The following is a 10,632-nucleotide window of genomic DNA, read 5'->3' on the forward strand; positions in this document are numbered from 1 at the left end:
TGATCACACCGGCTGCAGCGTCCGTCGTAGGAGTGGCTTCAGCCGCGACAGCCTTTGCGCGAGCGCCCGTCGCGGCTGAAGCGCGCCTACACCCGACACCGGGGCTCGATGTGCCTGGCTTGGCGCCCTAGCGCTCGGACAGATCGGTGGCCGCTTCCGCGGCGGCGGGGTGCCCGGGCCGCGAGGCCGTCGGCGGCCGCACCGCCTGCGGACGAGCAGGGGAGGGGGGAACCGGTGTGGCGGGCGGCGGTGTCTGGGTGGCGGCATCCACCGCCGCATCCTGCGCGGTATCCGCCGCCTCCTCGGCATCGTCGGAGGCGCGCTCGGCGTTGTCCGAGGCGCTCTTGGCGGTGGTGGCGTTGATCAGGCTGGAGACCGCGCTGAGCATCTGCAGCCAGCGTGCGCCGCCGAGCTTGCCGACCACGGCCGCCGGTTCGGCGCGCCCGACCAGGAAGCCGGTGCCGAGGCCAACGATCACGATCCGCCACGGCGTCCAGCCTTCGCGCCAGACCTGCTGCAGGGTCGTCCAGTGCGTGCGCACCTGCTCCTGGCGTCCTTCCAGCACCGATTCGGCGCGGGCGATGCGGTGCTGCAATTGCCGCAGGGTCATGGCGTGGCCTCGCGCTTGGCGACGTCGTCGTCGTTGTCTTCGTCATCGCCGCCGATGCCGAGCTTGGCCAGCTGGCGGCGGGTGGCGTCGAGCTTGCTCATGTCGAAGTAGCGCAACGCCTGCCAGGCGCCGAGTGCGGTGACCACCAGGCTGAAGGCGGCCGTCGCCGAGATCGAGGCCAGCCACGACCAGCCCATGCGCTGCAGCAAGGCGATCATCGCGCCCATCAGCAGCATCCAGGCCGAGGCGCCGAACGCCACCGACACGGTCAGCCACACCAATGCCCGCGCCAACGCGGCGCGAGCCAGGGCCAGATCCGCGGCCACCAGCTTGCGCAGCGCGCGGCCGGTGTCCAGGGTGGCGGTGAGTCCTTCGCGGCCGGCGGTGCCGAGCGCGCGGAAGGATTCCTCCAGCGACGGTGCGGCCGCGGCGTCCGCCGCGGCACCGTCGGCGCGGGCCTGCTCCTCGCTCACGTGCGGCTTACTTGTCGCCGCCGCTGCGCGCCAGCTTGGCGATGATCCAGCCGGTGGCGAAGGCCACGCCGAACGAGGCCAGCGGACGCTCGCGGATCAGTTCGGCAGCGCTGTCGATCAGGTCGCGGCCCTTGTCCAGCAGCACGTCCACCTGCTCCTTGGCCGCGGCACCGCCGAACTCGGCGGCCGCCAGCCCGGACAGAGCGCTATCGGACAGCTCGGCCTTGACGTTGGCCTTGCCCAACTTCAGTTCTTCGCCGGCGGCACCGGCAGCGCCCTTGATCGCCTCGCCGGCGTAGCTGGCCGCGGACTTCAGGTGCGCGCCGGCCTCGCTCAGGTTGTCCTTGAGGTTCTCGGTATTGGTCGGGCTGGCATTCATGGGCATGTCTCCTCTGGGGTTTGGGGGCCTGCCGTCCGCCGATGCGGACGCTGCGCAGAACGGGGGCGACACCAATACCATCGGCGGGGTGTACGGGGTGTTAGCTCGTCGCCGCAGGTGATGCGCCATAGTGTCGGCGCTCGCCGGCGAACAGCCAAGAGCGGCCAACGAAACGACGGCGCAGCCACCGCGGGCGTGCACGTGCGCGGAACCGGTATGTAGCACGCGTACACGGCGGCCCTCCGCGCCGTCCGCACCCACCTGGCGGCGGCTCGCGACGTGGTGTCAGCCACCCTGAAGCCCTGGAGGACCTGTCATGCACGCATACGGCAACCGGAGCGGCCATGCCGGGGTGGTCGCCTACGACAGCGGTCCGGACTGGATCGTGCTGCGCTTCGCCGATGGCGCCACCTACCGCTACGACCGCCATCATCCCGGCCTGCTCCACGTGCTGGAGATGCAGCGCCTGGCCGCGGCCGGGCGCGGCCTGACCACCTATCTCAACCAGCACGTGCGCGACGACTACGCCGCGCGGCTGGACTGAGGGCGCCGGCTCACTGCATGACCAGGTCGGCCTGCGCGCCGCCGCGCACCACACGCAGCACCAGCTGCGCCGGCTTGCGTGCGAAGTTGGCGCGGTAGCTGGCCAGGTCGGCGAACTCGCCGACCGAGGCGGCCACCACGATGTCGCCGCCGGCCAGGCCGTTGCGCGCCGCGCGGCTGCCGCGCGCCACGTTGCCGATCAGCACGCCGGAGATGCCCGACTGGCGCAGCGATTCGGGCAGGTCGGTGAAAGTGGCGCCGCTCAGCCGCGGGTCCAGCGATTCGCCGCTGACCGCGCGCGGCTGTTCCTTGAGCGCGACCTTGAGCTGCAGCGGCTTGCCGTCGCGGCGCACGTCCAGGGTCACCGTGCTGCCCACCGGCTGCAGGCCCTCGTAGTTGTGCAATGCCTCGGCGCTGTCCAGCCGCTCGCCGTTGGCGCCGACGACCACGTCGCCCGGCTGCAGCCCGGCGGCCGCGGCCGACGACCCGGCCAGCACTCGCGTCACCAGCGCGCCGCGCGGCGCCGACAGGCCCAGGCCCTGCGCCATCTGCGTGGTCAGGTTCTGCGTCTCGATGCCGAAGGTGCCGCGGATCATCACCCCGTTGTTCTTGATCAACTGGTCGACCACCGCGCGCGCCAGGTTCGACGGGATCGCCAGGCCCAGGCCGATGTTGCCGGCCATGCTGCCCTGCGGATTGAAGCTGGCGGTGTTGATGCCGACCAGTTCGCCGCGCAGATCCACCAGCGCGCCGCCGGAGTTGCCCGGGTTGATCGAGGCGTCGGTCTGGATGAAGTTCTGGTAGCCCAGGCCGCGGATGCCGTTGCGGCCCATCGCCGAGACGATGCCGGAGGTGACCGTCTGGGTGAAGCCGAACGGGTTGCCGATGGCGGCGACGAAATCGCCCACGCGCAGCTTGTCGCTGTCGCCCAGGCGGATCTCGGTAAGGTTGTCGGCCTTGATGCGGATCAGCGCGATGTCGGTGTCCGCGTCCGAGCCCATGAACTCGGCCTTGAAGCTGCGCCCGTCGGCCAGGGTCACCTGCACGTCGTCGGCGTTCTCCACCACGTGGTGGTTGGTGAGCACGTAGCCGTTCTTGGCATCGATGATCACGCCCGAGCCCAGCGACTCGTTGATGCGCTCCTGCGGGATGTCCGGGAACAGGCGGCGCAGGATCGGGTCGTTGAAGAACGGATTGCGTACCCGCACCACCTGCTTGGTGTTGATGCTCACCACCGCCGGCATCACCTTCTGCAGCATCGGCGCCAGCGACGGCAGCGGCTCGCCGGCCACCGAGGAGGGCAGCCGCGCGGCCCCGGACAGCGGCGGTGCCGCCGCCACCGGCGCGGCCTCGGCGCGGTTGTCCAGTTGCGCGTTGATCGCGGTGGCGGCGAAACCGCCGAAGGCAGCGGCGGCGGTCAGGGTCAGCAGCGTAGGCAGCGGTCGCATGGGTGGTTTTCCGGGGACGCGGGAGACGTGGGGCAGATGGGCGCGCGTGCGCGTAAATCAAGATGAACGCGCGCCGTTTAACCGCCAGTGAAAGCGCGCCGGTGCCGCTTGCGCAAGGCCGTGTACGCGCCCCGTGCGCGCCGCGTCTCGATGGCGTGCAATGGGCGTGCGGCGCCGTTGACAGTCGGCCTGCCCGGGGTTAGCGTTCACGCGTGCCGCAGCCACAACATGTAGCGGTAGCGCATCGGGACGGCACTAGACGTAGGGTTTTCTTCACCAAGACCTCACATCCAGGGGCGCGCTTGGCGGTGCATGATGGGACGGTGACAGGAAACGTCGCGGATTCGGGGAATGTCGAACGGTCGAGGGCAGGCGCCGCGTGCGCTGCCGCGGCCGTCTCTGCCGTGCAGCGCAAGTGCGATATAGACAAGACACACGGCGGGTGACCACCCATCCGCCCCATCGGGACAGGTTCGAGGAGAACACAGCAGAATGAGTACGGTGCGCCTGGAAGTCGTCCAGACCGGATCCAAGCACGACCCCATCCCGATGCAGCCGGCGTCGCAGGACATCTGGGACAAGAAGTATCGGCTCAAGACCAAGCAGGGCGAGCCGCTGGATGCCGACATCGACGGCACCTACCTGCGCGTGGCGCGGGCGCTGGCCGATGCCGAATCCACCGACGAGTTGCGCGCCTACTGGTTCGAGCGTTTCGCCTGGGCGCTGCGCCGTGGCGCGATCCCGGCCGGGCGCATCACCTCCAATGCCGGCGCGCAGGAACACAAGCCTGCCACCAGCACGATCAACTGCACCGTGTCGGGCACCATCACCGACTCGATGGACGGCATCCTGGAGAAGGTCCACGAGGCCGGGCTGACCCTCAAGGCCGGCTGCGGCATCGGCTACGAGTTCAGCACGCTGCGCCCGCGCGGCGCGTTCGTGGCCGGCGCCGGCGCCTACACCTCCGGGCCGATGTCGTTCATGGATATCTTCGACAAGATGTGCTTCACCGTGTCCTCGGCCGGGGGCCGCCGCGGCGCGCAGATGGGCACCTTCGACGTGTCCCATCCGGACGTGAAGGACTTCATCCGCGCCAAGCGCGAGGACGGGCGCCTGCGCCAGTTCAACCTGTCGCTGCTGATCACCGACGGCTTCATGCAGGCGGTGGAGCAGGACGCCGACTGGCCGCTGGTGTTCCCGGTCAACCGCAAGGAAGAGGCCGACATCGACCTGGCCGACGCCAGCGCCGTGGTGTGGCGCGACTGGCCCACGCACCAGGACTACATCGTGCGCGACGACGGCCTGGTCGCGTGCAAGGTGTACGGGCACATCCGCGCCCGCCACCTGTGGGACATGATCATGGTCTCCACCTACGACTACGCCGAGCCGGGCTTCATCCTGATCGACCGCGTCAACGAAATGAACAACAACTGGTGGTGCGAGAACATCCGCGCGACCAATCCTTGCGGCGAGCAGCCGCTGCCGCCCTACGGCGCCTGCCTGCTCGGCTCGATCAACCTCACCACCTTCGTGCGCGACCCGTTCACCGAGCGCGCCCGCTTCGACTGGGAGGAATACAAGGAAGTGGTGCGGGTGTTCACCCGCATGCTCGACAACGTGGTCGAGGTCAACGGCCTGCCGCTGCAGCAGCAGCGCGACGAGATCATGCGCAAGCGCCGCCACGGCATGGGCTTCCTCGGCCTGGGGTCGACCATGACCATGCTGCGGATGAAGTACGGCAGCGCCGAGTCCTGCGAGTTCACCGAGGCCATCGCCCGCGAGATGGCCGTGGCCGGCTGGGAGACCGCGCTGTCGCTGGCCAAGGAAAAGGGCCCGGCGCCGATCATGCAGGAGACCTTCGAGGTCACCGCGGCGATGCTGCGGCAGCGCCCGGAGATGGCCCGCGATGGCTGGCGCGTCGGTGAGCGCATCGAGGGCCGGCTGCTGCACGCCAAGTACAGCCGCTACATGCAGCGCATTGCCGAGGTGGCGCCGGCGCTGGTCGAGGAACTGGCCGAGGTGGGCGCGCGCTTCACCCACCACAGCTCCATCGCCCCCACCGGCACCATTTCGCTGAGCCTGGCCAACAACGCCTCCAACGGCATCGAGCCGAGCTTCGCCCATCACTACAGCCGCAACGTGATCCGCGAAGGCAAGAAGAGCAAGGAGAAGGTGGACGTGTTCTCCTTCGAGCTGCTGGCCTATCGCCACCTGGTCAACGCCAAGGCGATGCCGTTCGCCGAGGACGCCGCCTCGCGCCTGCCGGACTACTTCATCGCCGCCGACGACATCCACCCCAAGGAACACGTGGACGTGCAGGCCGCCGCGCAGAAGTGGGTGGACAGCTCCATCTCCAAGACCGCCAACGTCCCCACCGACTATCCCTACGAGCAGTTCAAGGACATCTATCGCTACGCCCACCAGCAGGGGCTGAAGGGCTGCACCACGTTCCGCTTCAACCCGGCCGCCTTCCAGGGCGTGCTGGTCAAGGAGGCGGACCTGGAGAACACCACCTACCGCTTCGAGCTGGAAGACGGCAGCGTGGTCGAGGTCAAGGGCAACGAGCAGATCGAATACGACGGCGAGATGCATACCGCCGCCAACCTGTTCGATGCGCTGAAAGAAGGGTATTACGGCAAGTTCTGATGCCGTCCCGTCTCCCCTCCGCGCCGGCGGAGGGGAGGGCGGCGGCGGGAGACCCGGAGCGCGGCGCGCCGCGCTTCCCCAACGCTTCCCCACCGTCCGCCGCCTGTCGCCGTTTCCGGCTCCCCGCTTCGCTGCAATCGGTATAGCATCGCCCGCGTTACATAAACACTGACACCCTGAGGAGGGTTTTATGAGCACTGGGAATGGAGTCACGGCGACGCTGACGCAGGTCGCCGAGAACGTGAAAGAAACCGCCACCAACGTGGGCGAGACCATCGCCGCCACCGCCAGCGAGGCCGTCGCCAGCGTCAAGCAGACCGCCGAGAACGTGCAGAAGCGCGTGCAGGACCAGGTCGCCAAGACCCGCAAGGTGGTGAAGCAGGCCGAGAAGGCCGTCGCCAAGCGCGCCGAGAAGGCCGGCAAGGCCGTCAAGAAGACCGTCGCCAGCGCGCGCAAGAAGCTGGAAGCGGCCAAGGCCAGCGCCCAGGCCGAAGCGGCCTCGCTGAGCAAGGGCGGCAAGAAGACCGCCAAGAAGGCGGCTGCGAAGAAGGCGCCGGCGAAGAAGGCCGCCGCCAAGAAGACGGTCGCGAAGAAGGCCGTCGCCAAGAAGGCCCCGGCCAAGAAAGTGACCGCCAAGAAGGCCGCGCCGAAGAAGGCGGTCAAGAAGGTCGCCGCCAAGAAGGCCGTGACCAAGAAGTCGGTGGTCGCCAAGAAGAGCGCGGTGAAGAAGAGCGTGGGCGCGCGCAAGGCCGTGGCCAAGAAGGCCGTGGGCAAGGCCGCCAAGGCGGTCAAGAAGAGCACCGCCAAGGTCGCCAAGAAGAGCGCCGCGGTGAAGAAGACCGCCGTGCGCAAGGCCGCCGGCAAGAAGGCCGCGGCCACCCGCGCCAAGAAGTAAGCCGTCCCGTCGCACCCTCTCTCCCGCACGCGGGAGAGAGGCCGGGCCCACGCCCGTCCCGATCCGCATTCCAGGAACGCACGCCTCATGGCCATCAAGATCGACCAGAAAATCAAGGGCTACGCCGTCGTCACCCCCGAGGACAAGGCGCGCGACGCCGCCGCCGCGGTGCCCGCCTCGTCGATCGACCGTGCCACCGCCGAGGCCGAAGCGCCGGCCGACAACATCATCCATATGCACGAGCGCATCGAGCGCCCGGACGTGTTGATCGGCAGCACCTACAAGATCAAGTCGCCGTTGGTGGAACACGCCATGTACGTGACCCTCAACGACATCGTGCTCAACGCCGGCACCGAGCACGAACTGCGCCGCCCGTTCGAGATCTTCGTCAACTCCAAGTCCATGGAACACTTCCAGTGGATCGTGGCGCTGACCCGCATCATGTCCGCCGTGTTCCGCAAGGGCGGCGACGTCACCTTCCTGGTCGACGAAATGAAGGCCGTGTTCGACCCCAAGGGCGGCTACTTCAAGGCCGGCGGCGTGTACATGCCGTCGCTGGTCGCCGAACTGGGCAGCATCGTCGAAGAGCACATGAAGTCGATCGGCCTGCTGCACGACCCGGAGATGAGCGATCACCAGCGCGCGCTGATCGCCGAGAAGCGCAAGCAGTACGAAGAGCGCTCAAAAAAAAACAGTGAAGTAAGCAAGGCAGTTGCTTCTCCTGCGGGAGAAGCTGCCCGCAGGGCGGATGAGGGGACGGCATCCGCCGACTCCACCGCCGACCACGAAGAGGACATCGCCGTCACCGGCGACGGCGCGAGTTTCCCGCCGTCGGCCACGATGTGCCACAAGTGCAACACCAAGGCGCTCGTCATCATGGATGGGTGTGCGACGTGTTTGAATTGTGGGTATTCGAAGTGCGGGTGAGCGCTGGCATTGGATGAGGGCGGCGTTACCTGTAGCCCGAACTACTTCTTCGGGATAAATGTCATCTTGAGGCTCTCGTAGATTTCCTTGTCTTGGTTGCTGCCCTTCTCAGCAGCCAACTGCCCCCAGCGCAAGGTTTCGGGACCATTGTTGTGCAAGACGCAATCCAGGGAATAGTCGCGCATCCCCCTGATCGCCGAAAGCTCGCCGCTCTCTGCCTTTGCACGAGTGGAATCAACATCAAAAGTCCTGCAGCTTTCGTCGCCTGAAACAGGGGGCGCCTCGATCTTATGATCGCTTCTGCTGCAGGAAATCAAAAGAGCCAAAAAAACCTAAAATCGAAATTTTCGACATTGCGGTCCATTTAACTGGGCCGTCAGTCCGAAGGGCCAAAATGCTGTATTTGCGTTCATATGGGTGGCGCGCGAACCATGACGATGATCTTAAGGCGGTGCTCATGGTCCAAATCCAACCGATATTGCGGTCACTTCATCGCCTTTCAAGAAAAAGCAGATGTTTGAACCGCCTTCGGAGAATCCGCAAACGCGTTCGAATTCGTGCCCCCTGATTTTCTCTTTCGTTGTATCCACCGCGCCATAATCTTGAGCCGCTTTGATTGCCTTGGAGGTAGATTCGCCGATGTCCACGCCTTTCAATTTTAGTCCTTCCAGACTTTCTATAGTTCGAGGCGCGGTTTTATCCATATTGCCTGATGAGATGCGAATCTCATCGATCGTCCTAAAGTGCGACGCGACGTCAGGATTAGATGTGATTACTACCTCCATTCCTGTAAATGTATCTTGATAAGTTCTTCAAATCAGGTCAGCACTATTGACCGTTTTGCTGCCTTCGCCATAGCGGTGAATGACATCGGATTCCTTATAGGCTTTCGGGATGTAAGCGCCATCATGGAAAACTTTGGATACATAATTCAACTTTGATTGCCTCGCTTCCAAATTGAAGATGGCTGTGCACATGCTAACCAGAACGATACATCTGCATTTATTCATGTCATTGCGCGCACTTTTTGCGGAAGGGGCAGTCTTAGGTCTTTCTAATTGAGTCGGGAGCGCCACGGTAACGCTGGCCCAGGATAGTAGATTGAACGCCAAAGCGTAAAGTCGTTATTTGGATCTCGGGGAGTTTTATAGTGGTTGAGTTGCGCGGTTAATGGGGGGGGGCAGTGCCATGAGAAAACTGGTTCTTCGACCACTTGAGTAAGCGTATCAATATCGAAAAATTCCTATGCAGAATTAGCCGTTCCTGCGCAGCCTTCACCTCCTGCAAGCCAAAAAGGCTTTTTCCTCAAAATGGTCATCTAGTTGCACGATCTTTTTCAGATTATCAATCGCGCTGCAATCAGGGGTCGGTCCATTTGCTGGGGACGAGTAAATTTCCTGTTCTTTATTTAATTTATTCAGCGCCCACCAAACACGCCCTCCCTTCGTGCGGAAGCGAACATCGCTTTCATCTCCAGCCTTATCAACGAGCAGATCACTTTTGTCTTGTGCATACTGAAGGTCAAGCGCCTGCAAGTTTCCATATACAGTCTTCTCGCTGATCGAGCAGCCAGCTCCACCAAGCAAAATTGCAACGGTCGCAGTCGCCATTGAAATTTCTAAAACCCAGCCGGCCAGATTGTCAGAGGACAAATTCAAGTATTCATCCTTTATATACAACAATGTCAACAGCCAGCTTGGACGATTTCAAAAAATCCTGAAGATGTGCGTGTTCCCATCGATCATTTGACTTCATCTCTGAATCACATTTTTCAAGAAAATTTATTACCTCTCTTAGTTCAGCTGTAGAAACTTGCAGCGTAACCTCAGCAAGCGAGAGTGGCAGTGCTTCCAGTTCACTCTTTCCGTATAGTTTCATGTTTTGTCCTAAATTTTAATAGTTGGATCTTCAATCACTTCGCCGCCCAATGACTTAAATATTTCGCACATCGAAAAATCACCTTTCATACATCTATCTCGCGCCACTCCCTTTGCGAGAAAAGTGGCGCCACCGCAAACGCTGACATTGAATCCATAACCTCTCAGAAAGGCACGGACTCTATTCTTCAACTCTCGTGGATCTGTGCCATGACTGCCAGAACCATCTTCGTTCACAACAATCTCCCTGCATCCGCGCTCACAGACATGTGCATGCCGCTGTTGGCCGTCCACGTGGGGAGCGTCAATTCTTACCGTTGTAGGGGTTCCGCCTGGAACTTTCGTAGTGGGAAGGGTTTTAGCCAAGCCAAACATATCAATTTGATATAAGGAATTGGAGCCGGCGTAAGCAAAAGTCGAATTTCCACCTAGTAGTCCAAGCGGATCACTCTCCACATAGCGGCCAATTTGGAAATCATAATCTCTAAAGTAGTTCTGATTGAGTCCCGTGGCGCTGTCGTAGAACTGTCCCGGGAAGCGCAGGTTGAACACGAACGCCGCGCCGTCGTTGTCCGGGTCTTGGTTCGGCGGCGTGCTACCGAAGGCCTCGCCCTTGACGTCCCAAGTCCAGATGGCGACGTCACGCGCCGAGTCGATCACAGCCCGTGGCGTGCCTAGGTGGTCCGGCTGCACATAGTTCAGCGCAGTGCCCACCAGCACGCCCACCGGCAGGTCATCGAGCCAGATCGCCTGCTGGAGCGCCTTGCCGTTGGTGTCGTAGTCGCCCATCCAGTGGCCGGCTTCGTCGTAGACGGTGTAGGTGTTGGTGGTGCC

At 63.6% G+C, this 10,632-nt stretch carries 13 protein-coding genes and 1 other RNA gene; 5 read left to right on the forward strand and 9 right to left on the reverse strand.

All coding sequences use genetic code 11. The annotated features are described in order from the left end of the window. Positions 1–127 precede the first annotated feature (127 nt). The 3 genes from M3U25_RS19060 to M3U25_RS19070 are packed head-to-tail and all read right to left on the reverse strand — an operon-like array spanning position 128 to position 1,462. A complete protein-coding gene (locus tag M3U25_RS19060; RefSeq protein WP_242161205.1) occupies positions 128–610 on the reverse strand; it encodes a hypothetical protein in 483 nt (160 codons plus the stop codon). Continuing rightward, complete coding sequence (locus M3U25_RS19065) at positions 607–1,083, reverse strand: phage holin family protein (protein ID WP_355503409.1); 477 nt, start codon at positions 1,081–1,083, stop codon at positions 607–609. The genes M3U25_RS19060 and M3U25_RS19065 overlap by 4 nt, the downstream gene beginning before the upstream one ends. A gap of 7 nt (positions 1,084–1,090) precedes the next feature. Beyond that, positions 1,091–1,462: a hypothetical protein gene (locus tag M3U25_RS19070; RefSeq protein WP_019801903.1), complete on the reverse strand. Its 372-nt coding sequence runs from the start codon at positions 1,460–1,462 to the stop codon at positions 1,091–1,093. Positions 1,463–1,678: 216 nt separating this feature from the next. Here M3U25_RS19070 and M3U25_RS19075 point away from each other — a divergent pair. Further along, positions 1,679–1,753, forward strand: a non-coding RNA gene (locus M3U25_RS19075) — sX9 sRNA. 25 nt (positions 1,754–1,778) lie between these two features. Next, positions 1,779–2,006: a hypothetical protein gene (locus tag M3U25_RS19080; RefSeq protein WP_160945667.1), complete on the forward strand. Its 228-nt coding sequence runs from the start codon at positions 1,779–1,781 to the stop codon at positions 2,004–2,006. 10 nt (positions 2,007–2,016) lie between these two features. On the opposite strand, the gene M3U25_RS19085 is transcribed toward M3U25_RS19080, so the two are convergent. Beyond that, entirely contained in the window at positions 2,017–3,453 is a 1,437-nt protein-coding gene (locus M3U25_RS19085) for a Do family serine endopeptidase (protein WP_160945666.1), read from the reverse strand. 492 nt (positions 3,454–3,945) lie between these two features. On the opposite strand from M3U25_RS19085, the gene M3U25_RS19090 reads away from it, so the two are divergent. The 3 genes from M3U25_RS19090 (at position 3,946) to M3U25_RS19100 (ending at position 7,921) form a co-directional block, all read left to right on the forward strand. After that, positions 3,946–6,099 (forward strand): adenosylcobalamin-dependent ribonucleoside-diphosphate reductase, encoded by a 2,154-nt coding sequence (locus M3U25_RS19090; RefSeq protein WP_355503406.1) that lies wholly within the window; start codon positions 3,946–3,948, stop codon positions 6,097–6,099. Positions 6,100–6,289: 190 nt separating this feature from the next. Then, positions 6,290–6,994, forward strand: a complete 705-nt coding sequence (locus M3U25_RS19095; RefSeq protein ID WP_242084785.1) for a hypothetical protein — start codon at positions 6,290–6,292, stop codon at positions 6,992–6,994. 87 nt (positions 6,995–7,081) lie between these two features. Beyond that, a complete protein-coding gene (locus tag M3U25_RS19100) occupies positions 7,082–7,921 on the forward strand; it encodes an NrdJb (protein ID WP_355503404.1) in 840 nt (279 codons plus the stop codon). Between the two features lie 41 nt (positions 7,922–7,962). On the opposite strand, the gene M3U25_RS19105 is transcribed toward M3U25_RS19100, so the two are convergent. The 5 genes from M3U25_RS19105 to M3U25_RS19125 all read right to left on the reverse strand — a co-directional run. Then, positions 7,963–8,106 carry a hypothetical protein gene (locus M3U25_RS19105; protein ID WP_355503402.1) on the reverse strand — a complete coding sequence of 48 codons (144 nt, stop codon included), beginning with the start codon at positions 8,104–8,106 and terminating at the stop codon, positions 7,963–7,965. Between the two features lie 270 nt (positions 8,107–8,376). Further along, entirely contained in the window at positions 8,377–8,625 is a 249-nt protein-coding gene (locus M3U25_RS19110) for a hypothetical protein (RefSeq protein WP_355503400.1), read from the reverse strand. Positions 8,626–9,195: 570 nt separating this feature from the next. After that, on the reverse strand, positions 9,196–9,579 hold the full coding sequence (locus M3U25_RS19115) for a hypothetical protein (RefSeq protein ID WP_355503398.1): 384 nt from the start codon (positions 9,577–9,579) through the stop codon (positions 9,196–9,198). A 4-nt stretch (positions 9,580–9,583) separates the two neighbouring features. Further along, positions 9,584–9,799 (reverse strand): hypothetical protein, encoded by a 216-nt coding sequence (locus tag M3U25_RS19120; protein WP_355503396.1) that lies wholly within the window; start codon positions 9,797–9,799, stop codon positions 9,584–9,586. 8 nt (positions 9,800–9,807) lie between these two features. Next, on the reverse strand, positions 9,808–10,632 hold an 825-nt coding region (locus tag M3U25_RS19125; RefSeq protein ID WP_355503394.1), incomplete at its 5' end, for an RHS repeat-associated core domain-containing protein.

The sequence above is a fragment of the Xanthomonas sp. PPL134 genome (assembly GCF_040595915.1).
Taxonomy (GTDB): domain Bacteria; phylum Pseudomonadota; class Gammaproteobacteria; order Xanthomonadales; family Xanthomonadaceae; genus Xanthomonas_A; species Xanthomonas_A indica.

Bases quoted from the DNA above. Each gene is read 5' to 3' on its own strand.
- M3U25_RS19060 (WP_242161205.1), bottom strand. From the start codon at position 610: ATGACCCTGCGGCAATTGCAGCACCGCATCGCCCGCGCCGAATCGGTG.
- M3U25_RS19070 (WP_019801903.1), bottom strand. From the start codon at position 1,462: ATGAATGCCAGCCCGACCAATACCGAGAACCTCAAGGACAACCTGAGC.
- M3U25_RS19080 (WP_160945667.1), top strand. From the start codon at position 1,779: ATGCACGCATACGGCAACCGGAGCGGCCATGCCGGGGTGGTCGCCTAC.
- M3U25_RS19085 (WP_160945666.1), bottom strand. From the start codon at position 3,453: ATGCGACCGCTGCCTACGCTGCTGACCCTGACCGCCGCCGCTGCCTTC.
- M3U25_RS19090 (WP_355503406.1), top strand. From the start codon at position 3,946: ATGAGTACGGTGCGCCTGGAAGTCGTCCAGACCGGATCCAAGCACGAC.
- M3U25_RS19095 (WP_242084785.1), top strand. From the start codon at position 6,290: ATGAGCACTGGGAATGGAGTCACGGCGACGCTGACGCAGGTCGCCGAG.
- M3U25_RS19100 (WP_355503404.1), top strand. From the start codon at position 7,082: ATGGCCATCAAGATCGACCAGAAAATCAAGGGCTACGCCGTCGTCACC.
- M3U25_RS19105 (WP_355503402.1), bottom strand. From the start codon at position 8,106: ATGCGCGACTATTCCCTGGATTGCGTCTTGCACAACAATGGTCCCGAA.
- M3U25_RS19110 (WP_355503400.1), bottom strand. From the start codon at position 8,625: ATGGATAAAACCGCGCCTCGAACTATAGAAAGTCTGGAAGGACTAAAA.
- M3U25_RS19120 (WP_355503396.1), bottom strand. From the start codon at position 9,799: ATGAAACTATACGGAAAGAGTGAACTGGAAGCACTGCCACTCTCGCTT.